At 63.1% G+C, this 19,534-nt stretch carries 20 protein-coding genes and 1 tRNA gene; 11 read left to right on the top strand and 10 right to left on the bottom strand.

What is annotated here, in order from left to right; all coding sequences use genetic code 11:
- Positions 1-226: 226 nt before the first annotated feature.
- Positions 227-1,387 (top strand): CAP domain-containing protein, encoded by a 1,161-nt coding sequence (locus tag AC2FL1_RS15640; RefSeq protein WP_496877572.1) that lies wholly within the window; start codon positions 227-229, stop codon positions 1,385-1,387.
- Here the strand turns inward: AC2FL1_RS15640 and AC2FL1_RS15635 are convergent, their stop codons facing one another.
- The 4 genes from AC2FL1_RS15635 to AC2FL1_RS15620 all read right to left on the bottom strand — a co-directional run bounded on the left by AC2FL1_RS15635 (position 1,388) and on the right by AC2FL1_RS15620 (position 5,169).
- Positions 1,388-2,566 (bottom strand): cytochrome P450, encoded by a 1,179-nt coding sequence (locus tag AC2FL1_RS15635; protein ID WP_496877571.1) that lies wholly within the window; start codon positions 2,564-2,566, stop codon positions 1,388-1,390.
- Positions 2,567-2,697: 131 nt separating this feature from the next.
- On the bottom strand, positions 2,698-3,492 hold the full coding sequence (locus AC2FL1_RS15630; RefSeq protein WP_496877570.1) for a DUF302 domain-containing protein: 795 nt from the start codon (positions 3,490-3,492) through the stop codon (positions 2,698-2,700).
- Between the two features lie 138 nt (positions 3,493-3,630).
- Complete coding sequence (gene ppk2 / locus AC2FL1_RS15625; protein WP_496828446.1) at positions 3,631-4,548, bottom strand: polyphosphate kinase 2; 918 nt, start codon at positions 4,546-4,548, stop codon at positions 3,631-3,633.
- Positions 4,549-4,710: 162 nt separating this feature from the next.
- Positions 4,711-5,169: an Lrp/AsnC family transcriptional regulator gene (locus tag AC2FL1_RS15620; protein WP_234142369.1), complete on the bottom strand. Its 459-nt coding sequence runs from the start codon at positions 5,167-5,169 to the stop codon at positions 4,711-4,713.
- 139 nt (positions 5,170-5,308) lie between these two features.
- Here AC2FL1_RS15620 and ald point away from each other — a divergent pair, with 139 nt between their 5' ends.
- Entirely contained in the window at positions 5,309-6,424 is a 1,116-nt protein-coding gene (ald, locus tag AC2FL1_RS15615; protein ID WP_496828444.1) for an alanine dehydrogenase, read from the top strand.
- Positions 6,425-6,501: 77 nt separating this feature from the next.
- On the opposite strand, the gene AC2FL1_RS15610 is transcribed toward ald, so the two are convergent.
- The 4 genes from AC2FL1_RS15610 to AC2FL1_RS15595 form a co-directional block, all read right to left on the bottom strand.
- Positions 6,502-6,987, bottom strand: a complete 486-nt coding sequence (locus AC2FL1_RS15610) for a flavodoxin family protein (protein ID WP_496828442.1) — start codon at positions 6,985-6,987, stop codon at positions 6,502-6,504.
- Positions 6,988-6,990: 3 nt separating this feature from the next.
- Positions 6,991-7,461 carry a 23S rRNA (pseudouridine(1915)-N(3))-methyltransferase RlmH gene (gene rlmH, locus AC2FL1_RS15605; RefSeq protein ID WP_496877569.1) on the bottom strand — a complete coding sequence of 157 codons (471 nt, stop codon included), beginning with the start codon at positions 7,459-7,461 and terminating at the stop codon, positions 6,991-6,993.
- Between the two features lie 46 nt (positions 7,462-7,507).
- Positions 7,508-7,894: a ribosome silencing factor gene (gene rsfS / locus AC2FL1_RS15600; RefSeq protein WP_496828438.1), complete on the bottom strand. Its 387-nt coding sequence runs from the start codon at positions 7,892-7,894 to the stop codon at positions 7,508-7,510.
- Positions 7,895-8,033: 139 nt separating this feature from the next.
- The gene (locus AC2FL1_RS15595; protein ID WP_496828436.1) at positions 8,034-9,386 is read right to left on the bottom strand and encodes a mechanosensitive ion channel family protein; all 1,353 of its coding nucleotides are present in this window, start codon (positions 9,384-9,386) and stop codon (positions 8,034-8,036) included.
- A gap of 86 nt (positions 9,387-9,472) precedes the next feature.
- On the opposite strand from AC2FL1_RS15595, the gene AC2FL1_RS15590 reads away from it, so the two are divergent.
- From AC2FL1_RS15590 to AC2FL1_RS15565, 6 genes are all read left to right on the top strand, one after another.
- Positions 9,473-9,571, top strand: coding sequence for an isopropylmalate isomerase (locus tag AC2FL1_RS15590; protein WP_234140406.1), 99 nt, complete (start codon positions 9,473-9,475; stop codon positions 9,569-9,571).
- Between the two features lie 52 nt (positions 9,572-9,623).
- Positions 9,624-11,030: a 3-isopropylmalate dehydratase large subunit gene (gene leuC, locus AC2FL1_RS15585; protein ID WP_496877568.1), complete on the top strand. Its 1,407-nt coding sequence runs from the start codon at positions 9,624-9,626 to the stop codon at positions 11,028-11,030.
- 36 nt (positions 11,031-11,066) lie between these two features.
- Positions 11,067-11,594 (top strand): HdeD family acid-resistance protein, encoded by a 528-nt coding sequence (locus AC2FL1_RS15580; RefSeq protein WP_496877567.1) that lies wholly within the window; start codon positions 11,067-11,069, stop codon positions 11,592-11,594.
- A 141-nt stretch (positions 11,595-11,735) separates the two neighbouring features.
- Positions 11,736-12,341 (top strand): 3-isopropylmalate dehydratase small subunit, encoded by a 606-nt coding sequence (gene leuD, locus AC2FL1_RS15575; protein WP_496828430.1) that lies wholly within the window; start codon positions 11,736-11,738, stop codon positions 12,339-12,341.
- Between the two features lie 348 nt (positions 12,342-12,689).
- Positions 12,690-13,523: a hypothetical protein gene (locus AC2FL1_RS15570; RefSeq protein WP_496828428.1), complete on the top strand. Its 834-nt coding sequence runs from the start codon at positions 12,690-12,692 to the stop codon at positions 13,521-13,523.
- Positions 13,520-14,593: an endonuclease/exonuclease/phosphatase family protein gene (locus AC2FL1_RS15565; RefSeq protein WP_496877566.1), complete on the top strand. Its 1,074-nt coding sequence runs from the start codon at positions 13,520-13,522 to the stop codon at positions 14,591-14,593. Before AC2FL1_RS15570 ends, AC2FL1_RS15565 begins: the two co-directional genes overlap by 4 nt.
- On the opposite strand, the gene AC2FL1_RS15560 is transcribed toward AC2FL1_RS15565, so the two are convergent.
- Complete coding sequence (locus AC2FL1_RS15560) at positions 14,543-15,451, bottom strand: Rossmann-fold NAD(P)-binding domain-containing protein (protein ID WP_496877565.1); 909 nt, start codon at positions 15,449-15,451, stop codon at positions 14,543-14,545. The genes AC2FL1_RS15565 and AC2FL1_RS15560 overlap by 51 nt on opposite strands.
- Positions 15,452-15,541: 90 nt before the next feature.
- Between AC2FL1_RS15560 and AC2FL1_RS15555 the strand changes: the two genes are divergently transcribed.
- Together AC2FL1_RS15555 and leuB are read left to right on the top strand one after the other, a co-directional pair.
- Entirely contained in the window at positions 15,542-16,438 is an 897-nt protein-coding gene (locus tag AC2FL1_RS15555) for a LysR family transcriptional regulator (RefSeq protein WP_496877564.1), read from the top strand.
- Positions 16,439-16,541: 103 nt separating this feature from the next.
- Positions 16,542-17,645 carry a 3-isopropylmalate dehydrogenase gene (leuB, locus tag AC2FL1_RS15550; RefSeq protein ID WP_496828420.1) on the top strand — a complete coding sequence of 368 codons (1,104 nt, stop codon included), beginning with the start codon at positions 16,542-16,544 and terminating at the stop codon, positions 17,643-17,645.
- Here leuB and AC2FL1_RS15545 read toward each other — a convergent pair.
- Entirely contained in the window at positions 17,642-19,243 is a 1,602-nt protein-coding gene (locus AC2FL1_RS15545; RefSeq protein ID WP_496828418.1) for a Na/Pi cotransporter family protein, read from the bottom strand. The two genes, leuB and AC2FL1_RS15545, sit on opposite strands and share 4 nt — an antisense overlap.
- A gap of 128 nt (positions 19,244-19,371) precedes the next feature.
- On the opposite strand from AC2FL1_RS15545, the gene AC2FL1_RS15540 reads away from it, so the two are divergent.
- A tRNA-Pro gene (locus tag AC2FL1_RS15540) sits at positions 19,372-19,448 on the top strand.
- Positions 19,449-19,534 lie beyond the last annotated feature (86 nt).

Here is a 19,534-nt window from a genome sequence, read left to right as displayed (position 1 = left end):
CGAACACAGGGCCATGCGCGCGCGACGCTCCGCCGGGTCCGGATACGGGGTGTTGGCCGTGCGCCTTCCCGCGCAGCGGATCGGCATCCTCTGGCAAGGCGGCGCCGCGAATCCCCCTTTGCAGCTGTCCGTCTATGCCGCCGCGCGCGCCTGCTCCAAGACGTAGCCACTCAACACAGCAACAGGACTTTTGACCATGTCACAGGCAAGTACTCTCGAAAGAGAAATGCTGGAACTTATCAATGACGAGCGGACATCGCGGGGATTGAACCCCGTCCAGCTCGAACTCAAGCTTAACGACGCTTCCGAAGATCACAGCCAGTGGATGCTGGACCGTGATGTATTCTCGCATACCGGCATCAATGGCAGCTCGCCCGGGGATCGTATCGAAAAGACGGGGTTCAAGTTCGAGGGCAATTCGATCTGGGCCGAGAATATCGCCTGGCAGAGCGAACGCGGTGCGCCGGGCCTGTCGGACGATGTGCAGAACCTGCATGAAACGCTGATGAACAGTCCCGGCCACCGGGCCAACATCCTCAACCCCGATGTGACCCTGGTGGGGATCGGGATCGAACGCGGCAACTTCGAAGGCTATGACGCCGTCATGGTGACCCAGAACTTTGCGCGCACCGACGCCGAGGTGGAACTGGATACAGGTGCGCCGACGCCCGAGCCCGAGCCGACGCCCGAGCCCGAGCCGACGCCCGAGCCCGAGCCGACGCCCGAGCCCGAGCCGACACCCGAGCCCGAGCCGACGCCCGAGCCCGAACCGACGCCGACACCCGAACCCGAACCGACGCCTGAACCCGAGCCGACGCCGGAACCCGAAAACGTTTGCGACGGGGGCGATGGGCCGGATCTGATCATTGCCGACAAGGCCGGTGGACATGCCCGTGGTAATGGCGGCAACGATATCATGATCGGTGGTCGCGGCATGGACATCTTCTGGGGTGATGCAGGCGACGACATCCTGATCGGTGGCCAAGGCAAGGACAAGCTTGCTGGAGGTGACGGCGATGACATGCTCTTTGGCGGCCGGGGCAAGGACATGCTCGCCGGTGGCAAGGGAGATGACTTCATAGCCGGTGGCCGCGGCAAGGACGTGATCGATGGCGGCGATGGCGACGACCTGATGCTGGGCGGCGCAGGGGCGGATACCTTCCGCTTCTCGATCGGCAAGGATGTTGCACGCGATTTCGGTGCAAGGGGGCAAGCCGATCAGATCGATCTGGTCAAGGCCGATGACATCGTCGATTTCGATGACCTCAAGGCCAACCACCTGACCGAGGTGGATGGTGAGGCGGTGATCACCGATGCGGCGGGTAACAGCCTGACCTTGTGCGGTGTCCAGATGGACATGCTGGACGCGCAGGACTTCCTGTTCTGATCAATCCTCCCGCGGTGCCGGCTCCCAACGGGCCGGCACCGTGATCGGACCACGGAAGGCCCAGCCGCCGAACCGGGCCTCGCCATCCAGTGCGAGGCCCGGTAACCGCTTGAAGAGGAGCGGCAGCGCCACCTCTCCGATCAGCGCTTTTGATGCCCAGGCCCCGGCGCAGAAATGTGGCCCAGCGCCGAAGGAGATCGCCGGTGCGATATCCTGATCCAGATCGAAGCGGTCCGGATTGGTGAAAACGCTTTCGTCGCGATTGCCCGATCCGAACATCAGAAACACCCGGTCCTCGGGCTCCAGTGTGACGCCCTTCACCGTGGCGCGCTGCGCCACCCGGCGCGGCGACATGCCGATGGGCGAGATCCAGCGGGCATATTCCTCGAACGCGCGCAGCCAGGGCACCGCGCCCGACCGCAGCCGCGCCAGCGCATCCGGGTGGCTGAGCACTGCCCAGGCGGTGCCGGCAATGGCATCGCGCGGCTCGTTCTGGCCGCCGGATATGGCCAGCTTGATATTGGCGCGGGTCTGCGCATCGCTTAGACCCGCGCGGCGCTGAACCGAGAGCAGCGAATGGTCGGGTCTGGCATCCAGAACCGGGATCATCGCGTCGATATGAGCGTCGATCGAGGCGGTGCAGTCATGACAGCGCGCCTCGACCGCTGGATCGCCCGCGTAATTGGCGCAACCGTCGATCATGCCCTGACTCACCCGGTCCATCTCGGCGGCGGTCATGTTGGTCAGCCCGGTGATCGCCTTGAGCGCCTCGGCCGAGACCGGCATGGCATAGTCGCGCACAAGATCGCAGGCGCCGCGCGGCGCCAGATCGTCGAGCACCCGTTCAGTGGCGGCGCGGAACTGTGCGGTCCAGACCTGTTTCACCGTCTTGGGCGAGACGGTGGGAAAGATCGCCTTGCGCTCGGCCATATGGGCCTCGCCATCCTTGCGCATCATGTTCTGACCCATCAGCACGGTCATCAGTCCCTGCGGCTGGTCGGACGAGAATACCTCGATCCGCTTCTCCTGTTCGAATATGTCGTCGCGTCGGGTGATCAGCGTCGCGCCCAGTTGCGGCACATAGGCGATGGGTGTCTCGGCCCGCATCCGTTTCAAGTCGGGATAGGGATCGGCCCAAAAGGCGCCCGGGTCGATTTCATAGATGGGTGCGTCGGACATGGTTCCTCCGCCGGTTAGAGTGACCTGCGCGCCGCGCCTTCGTCAACTGCGTCCCGCATCCCGCTTCTTTCTGGTTCGAAATACTCCGGGGGGAGCGCCGCAGGCGCGGGGGGCAGCGCCCCCTGCCCGGCCTATTCCAGCGCCTTGGCAAAGGTCGCGGTCAACCGTTCGTCCAGCATCGCATGCGGCGGCGCCGACGCGCCGTAGTGCAGCTCGGCCAGCGCCACGATACTGTTGAACAGCACCACCGAACCGCCTTCGGGCGCGGCATGAACAAAGAGCTTCTGGCAAAAGGCGTCGACGCCGATCGACGGGAACTTGGCCATCGCTACGCCACCCGGTGCCGGTCCGCCAAAGAGCAGCAGCACAGCGGGAGGCAGATTGACGCCAAGCGCTGTCGCCTCGGCGGTGAAATCGACCTCGCCGAACCAGACCGTATCGGATTGCGCCGCGACGATGGCGCGCAGGCGGGCAACGGTTTCGGGTACGTCATGGGAGCTTTGCAGGGTGAGAATGCCGTAACCGGAGGCCAGACCTTCAGTCGGCACCGGCTCGACCCCGTCCGGCCCGTCAAGCGCGGGGACCAACGCAGCATCAAAGGCGGCCAGCGCCTCGGAATCGCCAACGCCATACCGACGTTTGGATGTATAGATCACCTGCACCGCGTCCGCCTCGGCATAGGTCAGCGCCCGGAACGGCAGATCAAGCCCGGCGCTGAGTTTCTGCGCCAACAGGGCCGAGTTGACTGCGGCGTCCGAGAACAGATGGACTCGAGAGGGCGGCATCTCGACCCCCGCTTCGGCAGCGAGGCGGGCGTGGTCGATGTCGACAACCGGTTCAAGCCCAGCTCGGGTCACACCGGCTGCAATCTGTTCGAATGTCCGGTCCGCTGCCTCTTGTGCCGGCGCTGCAAATGCCGGCGTCACAAATGCCCCAAATGCCAATCCAACGGTGGCCACTGCGCTTGCCTGAAACTTGCTCGTTCTCCCGGTTTGATCGCTCCGATCTGCCTGTCGCGATGGCGCGCGACGACAAGGACATTCGAGGCAATGAAACGCTCTGGGTCAATAGACCTTTGGAACGTAAAGCTCGTCCGGCAGCACCTGGCGCTCGTAGTCGGGATTGTAACGGCGGTCGGGCAGCGTGACCTTTTCGTGCGGGATGTCCTCGTAGGGGATCTTGGACAACAGATGCTCGATACAGTTCAGCCGCTCGCGCTTCTTGTCGTTACCCTCGACAATGTACCAAGGCGCCTCGGGGATGTTGGTGCGCGCGAACATCTCTTCTTTTGCCTTGGTGTACTGTTCCCAGCGGATCCGGCTCTCCAGGTCCATGGGCGACAGTTTCCACTGTTTCATCGGGTCATGCACCCGCATGAGGAATCGCAGTTGCTGTTCCTCGTCGGTGATCGAGAACCAGTATTTCAGCAGGATGATCCCGGACCGCACCAGCATGCGCTCGAATTCGGGAACGTCCTGAAAGAACTGCTCCACCTGATCCTCGGTGGCAAAGCCCATCACCCGCTCAACCCCGGCACGGTTGTACCAGGACCGGTCAAACAGAACCATTTCCCCGCCCGAGGGCAGATAGGGTACGTAGCGCTGGAAATACCACTGGCTTTGCTCCCGGCGCGACGGGGCGGGCAGGGCGACCACCCGTGCAACACGGGGGTTCAGCCGCTGGGTAATCCGCTTGATCACCCCGCCCTTGCCGGCCGCGTCGCGGCCTTCCATGATGATCAGCACCTTGGCATTCGTGTGCTGGACCCAATCCTGCAACTTTATCAGTTCGGCCTGAAGCCGCAGCAGGTTGCGAAAATAGACCTGCCGGTCAAGCAGGTCGGGGCGCTGATCCTTGTAGATCCGGCGGATTTCCATCGACAGCATCGGCTCGCTGAATTCGATCTCGAAATCCTCGTCCAGCGAATCCTCCAATTCGGCCTCGAGCCAATCCAAGCTGGGGTCGTCGGATTCATGGGTCAAAATGCGCTCCTTTCAATACAGTTGATCCGTCTGCCCTTGCTGGGCGCGTATGACCCTTGGATGTCACAGACAGATGGCAATTTCGTTGCGGGAAATCAAAAACCGGCCACTGCTGGTGCAAGTATGCGCCTGCTCCTTGCGGATGCAAGGGTGCTGCAATGCTCAGACCGGTAGCGCCGTTGTCTTGAACACGGTACGAAGTGCGAACGAGCTTTGCATCTGCGCCACCCCGGGCAGGCGGGACAGGTGCTGGCGGTGGATGCGGGCGAAATCCTCGGTGTTTTCGGCCACCACTTTCAAGATGTAATCCGCCGTCCCCGCCATCAGGTGGCATTCAAGCACATCGGGAATGCGGGCCACTGCCTTCTCAAAGGCGTCCAGCACCTCGTCGGCCTGACCTTGAAGGGTGATCTCGACGAAAACCGTGGTGGGCAGGCCCATCTTGCGGGCATCCAGCAGGGCCACGTAGTTGCGGATATAGCCCTCGGATTCCAGCCGCTGGACCCGCCGGTGACAGGCCGATGGCGACAGGTTGGCCTTGTCGGACAGTTCCGCATTGGACATCCGGCCCTTTGCCTGAAGGGCGGTGAGAATCTTGCGATCCGTCGCGTCGAGGCTCATCGGCGCACATCCTTTGCAACATCTGGCTCAAGCTTCGAATATTATCCTGAAAAATCTCCGAAAGGCGAGTGGACTTTCACAGAAATTGTTTCCCGTCTCTGCCACATAATTGGGCAGATTGCGAACGGAGGACGCAGAAATGAAAATCGGATGCCCCAAGGAAATCAAACCTCAGGAGTTCCGTGTCGGCATGACCCCGAATGCAGCGCGCGAGGCCGTCTCGCACGGGCATGAGGTCATCATCGAAACCAATGCCGGTGCCGGTGCCGGGTTCGACAACGCCGCCTATGTCGATGCCGGCGCACGGATCGTCGACACCGCGGAAGAGGTATTCGCCACCGCCGACATGATCGTCAAGGTCAAGGAGCCGCAGGCCATCGAGCGCAAGATGCTGCGCGAGGGCCAGCTGCTGTTCACCTATCTGCACCTAGCACCCGATCCGGATCAGACCCATGACCTGCTGGCCTCGGGCGCGACCTGCATCGCGTATGAGACTGTGACTGACCGCAACGGCGGCCTGCCGCTCTTGGCACCGATGTCCGAGGTTGCCGGTCGTTTGGCACCGCAGGTTGGCGCCTGGACCCTGCAAAAGGCCAATGGCGGTCGCGGCGTTCTGATGGGCGGCGTTCCCGGTGTGGGCCCGGCCAAGGTTCTGGTGATCGGTGGCGGCGTCGTCGGCACTCACGCGGCAAAGATCGCCGCTGGCATGGGCGCGGATGTGACCGTGCTCGACCGCTCGATCCCGCGCTTGCGTTACCTCGACGACGTCTTTGGCGGCACCTTCAAGAACAGCTTTGCCAGCGCAGGCAACACGATCGAACTGGCCCGTCAGGCCGACATGATCATCGGCGCCGTGCTGATCCCGGGTGCTGCCGCGCCCAAGCTGATCAGCCGTGCTCAGCTGAGCGAACTGAAGCCGGGCGCGGCGCTGGTTGACGTTGCGATCGACCAGGGCGGCTGTTTCGAAACCTCGAAGGCGACCACCCATCAGGACCCGATCTATGAAGTCGACGGCATCATGCATTACTGCGTGGCCAACATGCCGGGCGCGGTTGCGCGCACCTCGACCATCGCGCTGGGCAACGCCACCATGCCGTTCATGCTGGCCTTGGCCGACAAGGGCTGGAAACAGGCATGCGCCGATGACGTGCACCTGCTGAACGGCCTGAACGTACATGCCGGCAAGCTGACCTATGCGGCGGTCGGCGAGGCGCTGGGCCTGGATGTGGTCTCGGCCAGCCAGCTGGTTCAGTAACACGCCTGACAAACTGAGGGCCCGGTGGTCCTACTCACCCCGTCGACCTGCCATGGTCGGCGGGGTTTTCGTTTCGATCAGAACATGCCCATCGCCAGGCCTGCGCCCATCGCCTGACCCAGCTCGCGGCATTGGTTAAGTTCTGTTTCGGGAATGTGCTTGGGCGCCAGGATAGCCTCGGGCGTCTGCGCATGGGTGCACAGGATCAGCGGCGGCTGTACCTCTTTCAGGCGCCAGCCGGTGGCGATGCGCGCCACCTGCCGGGCGGCGTTCTGCCCGTCCGATCCGGCGCAGATCATCTGCGCATAGGCGCGCCCCTCGATCCGGCCCAGAACGGGGTAGTAACAGCGGTCAAGGAATTCCTTCATCGCGCCCGAGATCGCCGCCAGGTTCTCGGGGCAGCAGAACACGTAACCACTGGCGCGCAGCAGGTCCTCAGGGCCTGCCGCCTGGGCTGTCAGCAGCGTTGTGGCCAACTCGCCCTGCGCGCCTGCGGCGCAGGCTTCGGCCATCTGGCGGCTGCCGCCGGTGCGCGAGTGATAGACGATCAACAGCTCTGCCATAGCTCACACCCGATGATAGGGGCTGCCGACCAGGATGGTCGCGGCTCGGTAAAGCTGTTCGGCCAGCATCACCCGAACCAGCATATGCGGCCAGACCATCGCGCCGAAAGAAATCGAGAAATCCGCCTCGGCCCGCAGGCTGGGGTCGATCCCATCGGCGCCGCCGATCACCAGCGCCAGATCCTGACGGCCCGTGTCGCGCCAGTTGGCCAGCCTGTCAGCGAAATCGGGCGAAGAGAGCTGTTTGCCACGCTCGTCCAGGGTACACAGAACCGCACCCGCCGGCAGCGCCTTGCGCAACAGCGCCGCCTCGGCGCCCATGCCGGCATTCTTCTTATCTTCGACCTCGACCACCCGCGCGGGTCCCAGACCCAGCGCGCGACCGGTTCTGTCGAACCGGGACAGGTAGTCGTCGATCAGGGATTTTTCCGGTCCGGCCCGCAAACGGCCGACCGCAAGGATGCTGACGCGCATGGGTCATTCGCCCAGCGGCCCCGAAAACGGGGCCGATCAGACGCCTTTAGTTGGCCGATGTCTTGGCGCCCTGCGGCACCCACATCTTTTCCAGCTGATAGAATTCGCGCACTTCCGGGCGGAAGATATGCACGATCACATCGCCGGTATCGATCAGCACCCAGTCGCCGGCATCCTTGCCCTCGATCTTGGAGTTGAGGCCGAAATCTTCCTTCAGACGCTGCACCAGCTTCTCGGCCATGGCCGAAACCTGACGGGTCGACCGGCCCGAGGCGATGACCATGTAATCGCCCATCGAGGTCTTGCCCCGCAGATCGATCTGCACGAGGTCCTCGGCCTTGTCATCGTTGAGGGATGTGAGAATACGCTCCAGCAGCTGTTCGCTGGTGTAACTGCCTTGGGCCATCATCGCGGCGCCTGCATGGGCGGGCATGGCCGCCTCTGTATGAGGTAACAGGACATCGTCCTCCTATAGGGCGCGCCGACCGATCCCCGGCGCTGGGTCAGGTAGAATTTAGCAACCCATCTGTGACTTTTCAATGAACCGCCATACGGTATGCATGGTACTGGGGTCAATCGGCACCACCCTGTCCGGCTGCCAGGGCAGGCCCGACCGCATCCTCCAGCATTCGCACCTCGCGTTGTGGGAAGGGAATCGAAATGCCCTCGGCCTGGAACGCATCCCAGAGCGCCAGGAAGACATTGCCGCGAATATTGGTCAGGCCGGCGGTCGGATCGGTGATCCAGAAGCGCAGAACGTAGTCGACGCTGCTGTCGCCGAACCCAACGATATGGCAGACCGGGTCGCGCCCGCTTCCGGCCAGGACCCGCCCGACGGACCGCGCGGCGGCAATGGCGACCGCGCGCACCTTGTGCGGGTCGTCGCCATAGCTGGTACCAAAATTCAGGTCGAGCCGGACATACTGGTCCGAATGCGACCAGTTCACCACCTGGCTGGTGATCAGATCCTCGTTCGGGATCAGGTATTCGCGCCCGTCCCGCGTGACCACCGAGACATAGCGCGCGCCCAACGCGTTGATCCAGCCAAAGGTCTCGCCCAGCGAGATCACGTCCCCCGGTTTGATCGAGCGGTCCATCAGGATGATGATGCCCGAGATTAGGTTTGACACTACCTTTTGCAGGCCAAAGCCGATGCCGACACCGATCGCACCGGACAGAAAGGCCAGCCCGGTCAGGTCGAACCCCAACGTGCGGATCGCCACGATAAAGACCCAGCCATACAGCAGCACCTGCACCGCCTTGGCCAACAGCACCTGCATCGAGGGCGAGATATCGTCGTTGCGGGCCAGCGCATTAGACGCCCCCTGCGACGCCAGCCGCACCAGTACCAGCAACGCGCCGACCAGCAGCACCGCCTTCATCACTCCCAGTACCGAGATATGCAGCGCTCCGATCTCGATCGATATGCCATCGAGGAAGCGGGCTACATCGTCGGTCAGGTTCAGTGCCACCAGCGTGGCATAGACCCACATCGACCAGCGGAACACCAGCCGGATGGTGCGATTGCGCACCGCCCGCGCCACCAGCGCGATCACCAGCAGCGCCGTGGCCAGAGTCGCCACCACCCCGATCACATAGCTGCGCGAAGGCCAGGTCATCTGTTGCATGACCAAATAGGTCAGCCAGCTCAAAGCCACGAAATAAAGCAGCGACAGCCGCCGCATCAGCAGCACCAGCGTTCTGAGCCGCCACTTCGGCCAGCCCTCGCGCGAGCGGGCCCAGGCATCCCAGTGGGTGCGCGTCAGCAGCGAAAGCAGCAGCGCTGCGCCGATCAGCAGCGCGATGATCAGCAACTGATACTGGCGCCAGCCGGGCGTCAGGAAAAGACCAACCAGCCTGTGCCCCTCGGTCAGCAGGGTCGCGATCAGTTCGTCCAGCGTGGCCGGGAGAATGTCTTCGTTCATATATAGGCTCCGCCGCCAGCTTGGCAGGCTTGTCGCGGGAAACGCAAGACCTTGCGAGACTCGGGGCGGCCATGTATCTGGACAGCATGACACCCCACGACGCCCCAACCATGGACCTGCAAGACCGCGCCCGCCTGCGCGAGCGGTTCTTTGGCGCGACCCGTTCGGTCCTCGCCCGCCTATAGGCCGGGTGCAGCCACGTCTTTACAGCCATTTCTCTAAAACGGGAGAGGACACATGTCCCCCAAGACACTCTATGACAAGATCTGGGATGCCCATTTGGCCCACGAGGCCGAGGACGGCACCTGCCTTCTCTATATCGACCGCCACCTCGTGCACGAGGTGACCAGCCCGCAGGCCTTCGAAGGTCTGCGCATGGCGGGCCGCAAGGTGCGCGCCCCGGAGAAGACCATCGCGGTGCCCGATCACAACGTGCCCACCACCGAGGGTCGCGAAGACCCCGCGCAAATGACCGAGGAAAGCCGCATCCAGGTGCAGGCGCTCGACAAGAACGCGCGTGATTTCGGCATCCACTATTACCCGGTCTCGGACATCCGTCAGGGCATCGTGCATATCGTCGGTCCGGAACAGGGCTGGACCCTGCCGGGCATGACCGTCGTTTGCGGCGACAGCCACACCGCCACCCACGGCGCATTCGGCGCGCTGGCGCACGGCATAGGCACCTCCGAGGTCGAGCATGTTCTGGCCACCCAGACGCTGATCCAGAAGAAATCCAAGAACATGAAGGTGGAGATCACCGGGAAGCTGAACCCGGGCGTCACCGCCAAGGACATCACGCTGGCCGTGATCGGCAAGACCGGCACTGCCGGTGGCACCGGCTATGTCATCGAATATTGCGGCGAAGCGATCCGCGATCTCTCGATGGAAGGCCGCATGACCGTCTGCAACATGGCCATCGAAGGCGGCGCCCGCGCTGGCCTGATCGCGCCCGACCAGAAGACGTTCGATTACGTCCAGGGCCGCCCGCACGCGCCCAAGGGTGCCCAGTGGGAAGCCGCGCTTGCCTGGTGGAAGACACTCTATTCCGATGACGACGCCCATTGGGACAAGGTGGTGACGATCAAGGGCGAGGATATCGCGCCCGTCGTGACCTGGGGCACTTCGCCCGAGGACGTGCTGCCGATCACCGCGACCGTCCCCAACCCCGAGGATTTCAAAGGCGGCAAGGTCGAGGCCGCGCGCCGCTCGATCGAATACATGGGTCTGACCCCCGGCCAGAAACTGTCGGATATCGAGATCGACACCGTCTTTATCGGATCCTGCACCAATGGCCGGATCGAGGATCTGCGCGCTGCTGCCGCGATCCTGAAAGGCAAGAAGATCAAGGACGGTATCCGCGCCATGGTCGTACCCGGCTCGGGCCTTGTCCGCGCCCAGGCCGAGCAAGAAGGTATCGCCGACATCTTCAAGGAGGCCGGTTTCGAATGGCGCCTTGCGGGTTGTTCGATGTGCCTGGCGATGAACCCCGACCAGCTAGCACCGGGCGAGCGTTGCGCCGCGACCTCGAACCGCAACTTCGAGGGTCGTCAGGGCCGGGGCGGACGCACCCACCTGCTCAGCCCCGCGATGGCCGCCGCTGCGGCAATCACGGGAAAGCTGACGGATGTGCGGGAAATGATGTAGGCTTCGCTCATACTTCATTTCTAGGGAGAGAATGAAATGAGTGACTGGCTGAAACTGATGTTGCTGGGCCTGTTGTCGGTCGTGTTCGGGATTATCATCCTGGGCGCGCCGGTGATGGCTTCGGTGGCAATCACCACCCTGACCGGGATCATGCTGATGATCGGTGGCGGGCTTCAGGTCGTGGGCGGGTTCACCGTCGAAGGGGCGGGCAACAAGATCCTGTCGATCATCATGGGTATCATCATGGTGTTCCTCGGCTGGTCGTTCCTGTCGAACCCGCTCGAAGGCACGCTGACGCTGGCCTCGGTTGTGATGATCCTGTTTGCCGCTGGTGGCATCGCCCGGATCATCTTGTCGTTCCAGATGCGCGGCACCGGCCTGTTCTTGCCGACACTCATTTCCGGCATCCTGTCGCTGGGCCTTGCCGCCTATGTCATGGCGAATGCGGGGGTCGGTCTGGCGCTCAGCCTCCTTGGTATCCTGATGGGTATCGAGATGCTCTTCAACGGCTTCGGCCTGATCTTCGCCGCGCTCTTCGTGCGCGGCGCGGGGAAACACGCGTAACCGGGGTCACAGGACCGAGGACTGTCCGTCCAAGCCTGTGACTCTTTGAAACTGGATCGGGCTGCGCACACGCGCAGACCCGATCCTCAATCAAAGATATAGCGCCCGCATCAAACCCGGGCTCGAACCAGGAGACTGGATATGGACAAGTTCGAAAAACTTCAGGGCATCGCCGCGCCGATGCCGCTTATCAACATCGACACCGACATGATCATCCCCAAGGTGTTTCTCAAGACCATCAAGCGGTCTGGCCTCGGCGTGAACCTGTTCGACGAGATGCGCTATAATGCCGACGGGTCCGAGAACCCCGATTTCGTGCTGAACAAGCCTCAATACCGCGACGCCGAGATCCTCGTCGCCGGCGACAATTTCGGCTGCGGTTCGTCGCGTGAACATGCCCCTTGGGCGATCAAGGATTTCGGCATCAAATGCGTGATCTCGACTTCGTTCGCCGACATCTTCTTCAACAACTGTTTCAAGAACGGCATCCTGCCCATCGTCCTGCCGCAGGAGCAGGTCGATATGCTGATGAAGGATGCCGAGAAGGGCGCCAATGCCCGCATGACCGTGGACCTGGAAGCGCAAGAGATCACCACCTCGGATGGAGAGGTGATCCCGTTCGAAGTCGACGCCTTCAAAAAGCACTGCCTGCTCAATGGCCTCGACGATATCGGTCTGACCATGGAGAAGGCGACGGCAATTGATGCGTTCGAAGCGCAGGCGGCACAGTCGCGTCCCTGGGTCTGATCCCTTTTCGATCGCTTAACCGCGGGGCTGTATCCGGTTGATACAGCTCCGTTTTCAGTTCTAGAACCAGTTTTGCATCGCTCATTAGTGATCGCGGATCGCACAACCACAAAATGTGGTCACCTCGGATAACTTGCCAAAAAATTACACCATCTCTGATGCAAGAAGGCACCAGTTAAGCCATGTTTTTGCCTTAAATCGGGGGTCTCGTGACTCGGTGACTTGAGTGAATGGCCGAATAACGGCACAAATGGGGCCAAAATGAGGCACTCCGCCCAACCGGGTGGACTCAAGTTGGAACAAAGGCTCGGCAACGCATCGGCCTGTCCAGTTTGAAGGGATCGGACAGTGATTGCACGCATCACAGGCGCGGCTCTGCGCGGAATCTTGGTGGCGCTTGTCGTCGTGATTCCGGCGCTCTATTTGCCCAGCGCCGCCACGACATCGACCGAGATCGTCGTCCTTCTGGCGATCCTCGGTTTTGTGCTGACCTTTGCCGAGTACAACTCGACCTTTCCCAGCTTCATCGAGTTCAGGGACGCGCCACCGCTGAACCGGATGCGTTTCATCGCGCTGATGACGATGATCACCTTTCTGACCCTGATCTGCAAAGAGAGGGTCGAGCCCAGCAATGTTACTGCGCTGTTCTCTGGCTTTGGACTGATCATCGCGAATATGGCCGATTTTCCCTACTCGCCGGTGCGGCTGGTGGTATTGATGCTGCCGGCGGGGGCCGCCCCAGAACTGATCTATGACGTGCGCGTAGCCGCTGCCGTGGCCTATGCGATCGCGCTGCTGACGGTTCTGGCCTTCTGGTTTGCGGTGCGGATACGTGGATGGCCTACCGGAAACGGCGCCTTCAACGTCTGGATCAACCTGCCGCTGTTCGACCCGACTACGGGCGGCGATGTCGTCGCGCGCCTGCAACGTGACGGCCGGATCAACATGATCCTGGGCGTGCTGTTGCCATTCTTCATCCCTGCCTTGGTCAAGATGGCCTCGGACCTTTTCGACCCGATCAGCCTCTACAGTCCGCAAACGCTGATCTGGACCATGAGTGCCTGGGCGTTTCTGCCTGCCTCGATGATCATGCGCGGGCTGGCTATGATGCGTATCGCTGAACTGATCGAGGAAAAGCGCCGCCGCGTCTATTCCAACGCCGAGGCGATGCAGACCGCATGATCCGGCTGGCCGCCCTGGTCTTGTGCCTGTTGCCGGAGGTGGCGGCGGCCGAGACGCTGCGGGTGGCGACATTCAACACGGAACTCAGCCGCAAGGGCCCGGGCCTGATGCTGCGCGATATTGCCGGTAGCCGTGACAAGCAGGCCGCGGCGGTGGTCTCGGTGATCGCTTCTGCCCGCCCCGACATTCTGGCACTCCAAGGGGTTGATTGGGATCACGAAGGCCGGGCGCTGGATGCGCTGAGCGCGCGGCTGGCGGCAGCTGGGTGGGATATGCCCTACAGCTTTGCTGCACAACCCAATAGCGGGCGTGCCAGCACGCTTGATCTGGATGGTGACGGGCGCAAGGGCGGCCCAGGAGACGCGCAAGGCTATGGCTGGTTCACCGGTCAGGGTGGTATTGCGGTGCTGTCCCGTCACCCGATCGCACGCAACGAGATACAGGATTTCGGGGCCTTTTTGTGGCGGGATCTGCCCGGTGCTACCTTGCCAGCGGTCGCAGGACGTCCCTTCCCCTCATCCGAGGCGCAGGCCGCGCAGCGCCTGTCCTCCACCGGGCACTGGCTGGTCCCGATCGACACGGGGCAGGGACGGATAACGCTCTTGACCTATCAGGCCGGGCCGCCGGTCTTTGACGGGCCCGAAGACCGCAACGGGCTGCGCAACCGGGACGAAACCCGGTTCTGGCAGCTGTTGCTGGATGGGGCAATCGGTGAAATGCCCGCCCATCCCTTTGTCCTTGCCGGGGGCGCCAATCTGGACCCGCAGGATGGCGAGGGCCACCATGGTGCCATCGAAACACTTCTGACCGACCCCCGGCTACAGGACCCGGCGCCAGTAAGTCCCGGCGCCGCCAAGGCGGGTTCTCAGGGCCACAGGGGTCCGGATGCACAGGACACGGTCGATTGGCCGGCTATAGGCAGGTTCCGGGTCGATTACGTGCTGCCTTCGATCCATTGGCGCGTGACGGGATCGGGTGTGGTCTGGCCGACGCGGGAGGATCCGAGCGCAGGCCTGGTGTCACAGGCGAGCCGCCACCGCCTGGTCTGGGTAGACCTGATCCGCGAGTAGCTCGGCGGGGATCGCAGAAGCAAGCGCTTGCTCGAACGGTGTTGGCACAAACGCTGTCAGAACCTTTGCAAACGCCGCCCCGTCCAGACTGTGCGGTGTGTTCCAGAGATAGCGCATTTCCAGCAGCGAACGCGCCATCGGCCAGACGGGCCGGGCGAGATGCAAGGGCAGCCAGTTCATGCGCTTGAGCGTGATGCGCCGGCCCGTCACCTGTTCCAGTTCCGCCGCTATCTGCCGACCTGTCAGCGTGTAGCCGGGATAGGTAAGATCGCAGAACACCGGCAGCGTCTCGCGCTGCTGGGACAGGGTAACGGTGGCGCGGGCAAGATCGGGAAGATATGCCCAAGCATGCGGAATATCGGGATTGCCCGGATAGGTGAGCCGCCCCTTGTCGAGCCGCTTGATCATCACCTGATCGAACCAGTTGCCCGAGGCGCAGGTATCCAGAAAATCGCCCGCGCGTAGCAGGATGGTGCGAACGCCCGAGTCGCGATAGGCGGCCTCCATGTCGATACGAATGCGGCCCAGCGGGTTGGTCGCGGCATGCGGGCTGTCGGGCCCCCAGGGTGCAGGTGTGTTGGGGCCGAAGACATAGACATTTCCGGGAATGATCACCGTGGCGCCCGTTGCCCGCGCTGCCTTGATCACCCGCGCGTGCAGGCCGGGGACCGTAGCGGCCCAGTCGGGATAGGGCGGGTTCCAGGCGTTCACGATCACATCCGCACCGCGCGCGGCAGCGTCCAGATCGTCGCGCTTTCGGTCGAACGGGCGCACTGTCCAACCCGCTCGTCCAAACGCCTCGGCCGCGTTGCGCCCGAACCGGCCCGAGGCCCCGAGAACAAGAACTGTCTGTGTCATGCTGGCTCTCCATCACTGTTCCTATTCAAATAATCATTCAAATGTATCGAGAGAATTGCCCAAAAACGTAGATCATGTATTCATCAATGAATGGATGAGCTTTCAGATATTGGTGACTGGTCCCTGATCCAGAGCTTTCTCGCCGTGGCCGAGACCGGCACTTTGTCAGCGGCGGCGCGGCAGCTCGACCGCAGTCAGCCCACATTGGGCCGACACGTACAGGCGCTGGAGCAGGCGCTGGGCCTGTCGCTGTTCGATCGGCACGCGCGCGGCCTGAAGCTGAGCGCGGACGGCGCCCGCATCCTGCCGCTGGCGCAGCAGGCGCATCGGGCGATGACGGCGATCTCGGTCACCGCCGCCGGGCAATCGCAGTCGCTGGCGGGCACAGTGCGCATCACCGCCTCTGTCTTTGCCTCGCATCACATCCTGCCGCCGATCCTTGCGGATATCCGGTCCGCTGAACCGGCGATCGAGCTGGAGCTGGTGCCCAGCGACACCACCGAGAACCTGCTGTTTCGCGCCGCCGATATCGCCGTGCGCATGTACCGGCCCCGGCAGGTGGATATCGTTGCCCGCCATATCGGCGACATACCGCTCTGCGCCTGCGCCGCCGCCAGCTATCTGGAGCGCAAGGGTCGTCCCGCGCGGGCCGAGGACCTTCTCGATTTCGATCTGGTGGGCTATGACGCCGACCCGATCATCGTCAAGACGATGCAGGCGCTGGGCTGGCCTGCGACGCGGCACAGCTTTGCTATCCGCTGCGACAATCAGAGCGCCTATTGGCAGTTGATCCGGGCCGGGTGCGGCATCGGTTTTGGCCAGCGCAGCATCGTCGCCGCCGATCCGCTGGTCGAAGTGCTGCCCTTTGACCTGCCGGTGCCACCGCTCGAGATGTGGCTCGCCGCGCCGCAGGCGATGCGGCTGACGCCCCGGATCCGCCGGGTATGGGACCTCTTGGCCGAAGGCTTGCTGGCCGCGCCCCTTTGATCCCCGGTTTTCCCATGTCAGGACAGCGCAGACCACCCGCGCCACATTGACCGCCCGCCTCTGGCGCGCTAGGGCCATTGCGACGAAACGCAAGGAGAGTTCCATGTCCAATCCCTCGCTCCTCATCCTGCCCGGTGACGGAATTGGCCCCGAAGTCATGGCCGAAGTGCGCAAGATCATCGGCTGGTTCGGCGACAAGCGCGGCCTGAATTTCGACGTCAGCGAGGACTTGGTCGGCGGTGCCGCCTATGACGTCCATGGTGTGCCGCTGGCGGACGAGACCATGGCCAAGGCGCAAGAGGTCGATGCCGTGCTGCTGGGCGCCGTGGGCGGCCCGAAATACGACGATCTCGATTTCAGCGTCAAACCCGAACGCGGCCTGCTGCGCCTGCGCAAGGAGATGGACCTGTTCTCCAACCTGCGTCCGGCCCAGTGTTTCGACGCGCTGGCCGATTTCTCGTCGCTGAAAAAGGACATCGTTGCCGGTCTGGATATCATGATCGTGCGCGAGCTGACCTCGGGTGTCTATTTTGGCGAGCCGCGCGGCATCTTCGAAGAGGGCAACGAGCGGGTGGGCATCAACACCCAGCGCTATACCGAAAGCGAGATCGAACGGGTCGCACGCTCGGCTTTTGAGTTGGCGATGCGCCGCAGCAAGAAGCTGTGCTCGATGGAAAAAGCCAACGTGATGGAATCGGGCATCCTGTGGCGCGAGGTGGTGACCCGCGTGGCCAAGGAGTATCCCGAGGTCGAACTCAGCCACATGTATGCCGACAATGGTGCCATGCAGCTGGTCCGCGCGCCGAAACAGTTTGACGTGATCCTGACCGACAACCTGTTTGGCGACATCCTGTCGGACTGTGCTGCGATGCTGACCGGCAGCCTGGGCATGCTGCCCTCGGCCTCGCTGGGCGCACCGATGGCCAATGGGCGTCCCAAGGCGCTGTATGAACCCGTGCATGGCTCGGCCCCCGATATCGCGGGCCAGGGCAAGGCCAACCCGATCGCCTGTATCCTCAGCTTTGCGATGGCGCTGCGCTACAGCTTTGACCAGGGCGCCGAGGCCGACCGGCTGGAAGCCGCGGTCGAACAGGTTCTGGCCGACGGTGTGCGCACCGCCGACCTGCTGGGCGAAGAGGGCGTGACCCCGGTTTCGACCACCGAAATGGGTGCCGCGATCCTGGCGAAGTTGGACGCCAGCCTTTAATCCGTTTCTGCCCGCGGCGGCGCGTCTGCCGCGGGCAATCGTGCCGCCGCTGCGCGGTGGTAATGCGCCACCCGTTCGGCATGGTGCAATACCCGGTCCAGCCAGCGCATCGCGTCGGTATGGGCAAAGACCTGATCCAGCGCAAACAGCCCCGCATGTTCGCCCAGCATCATCGCCCGGCGATGGCGCTTGCGTCGCGCGGCGATCAAGAGACGCAACCGCTCCAGCCGCTTTCCTTCGGGCACCCCGCCCACCGCCCCGCCAGATCGCCGCAGCGCCGACCCGGCCCCAAGGGCAGAGCGCCGCAATAACCTGTCATGCAGCAGGGTGTCGATATTGCCGGTCTGCCGCGCCCGATCCAGCAACCGGGTCAGATGGTCGATCTGGTGCAGGATGTCCGAAAAGGTTTCGATATCCTGAGCGCGATCGGGTGGCAGCCGGATCTCGGACAGAAAGGCGCGCAGATCCTCGAGCGCGCGCGCGCACGGCGTCAGTGCCGCGATGGGCCGGTAATCGGGTGCGGGGGATAACCCGGCACCCAGAGCGAGAAACAACCGCTCGGCAATTGTCCGCGCGCCGGACTGCGCTGCCAGCAACGCGGCGTTTGCGTCTTTGAGCAGGCTGCGGTCGGCAACGAACAGCTGTTCGGTCTCGCGTTCGGGCAAGAGCTGCGCCACCAGCCCGGCAAAGCGCTCGGTCAGCGGCAGAAACAGCGCGGTTCCAACCAGATTGAACCCGGTGTGAAAAATCAGCAGAACACTCAGATCGTCACCCAGCTGCGTTGCGCCATCGAAGACCGGGCGCAGCAGAAGCAATGTGGGAAAGGCCAGAACCGAGGTAACGATGTTGAAGATCAGGTTGGCCAACGCGGTCTGTCGCATCGGCACCGAGCCACCGGTCGAGGCCAGAACAGCGGTAAAGGTGGTGCCGATATTCATGCCGATCACGATTGCGGCTGCCTGCAACAGCGTGATCGCGCCCCCCGACAGCATCACCAGCGCCAACGCCATCGCCGCGCTGGACGATTGCATGACGATGGTCACCGCTGCCCCCAATCCCACGAGCAGGAGCAATCCTCCGGGTCCGCTTCCCGGCAGGCTCTCGGGCGTCAGAAACGAAGTCAGGTCGCTTGCCCCCGATTGCATCAGGTCGAGCCCGATCAGTAACAAGCACAATCCCGCGACCGTGCGTCCGGCCCGTGCCAGCGGTCCACGCGCCAGGAGATCGGCAAGTGCTGCCGGAAACAACAGCAGTAGCGCCAGATTGCCAAGCTTGAGCTTGAAGCCCAGCAGCGACACCAACCAGCCGGTTGCGGTCGTGCCGATGTTGGCCCCGTAAAGAATGCCCAACGCCTGCGGCATCGTCATCAGCCCTGCCCCGACAAATCCCACCGTCATGACTGTCGTGGCACTGGAGGATTGCACCACGGCCGTCGCGGCGGCGCCGGTCATCACACCGCGTAGCGGGGTGGTGGTGAACCGCGTCAGCACGCCGCGCAACTGACTGCCCGCCGCATCGCGCAAGGCAGTTGTCATCAACTCCATTCCCAGCAGGAACATGCCGATGCCACCAATCAGGTAGAAGAGATTTCCGACCATTTCCTGAGCTCTCCGGACCCGCAGTCTTGCCAATGATTGGCGCCGGGACAAGTCGATGTTTTTCAAACTGCTGCGGTGGAATCCCTCTTGCATGTCGCAGAGGGCGGGTATAGATCACCCGCCACGGTCGGAGTGTAGCTCAGCCTGGTAGAGCACTGTCTTCGGGAGGCAGGGGCCGGAGGTTCGAATCCTCTCACTCCGACCAATGAAACAAGGCGCCCGAGGGCGCCTTTGTTGTTTTGGTTCGATCTGCCGCAACGATATTCGCAACGTTTCGGACAGCGGCTGTGC

This window comes from Ruegeria sp. YKSF070 (assembly GCF_059612725.1).
The sequence above is the reverse complement of the archived record's forward strand: the minus strand, read 5'-3'. Positions and strand labels throughout refer to the sequence as shown.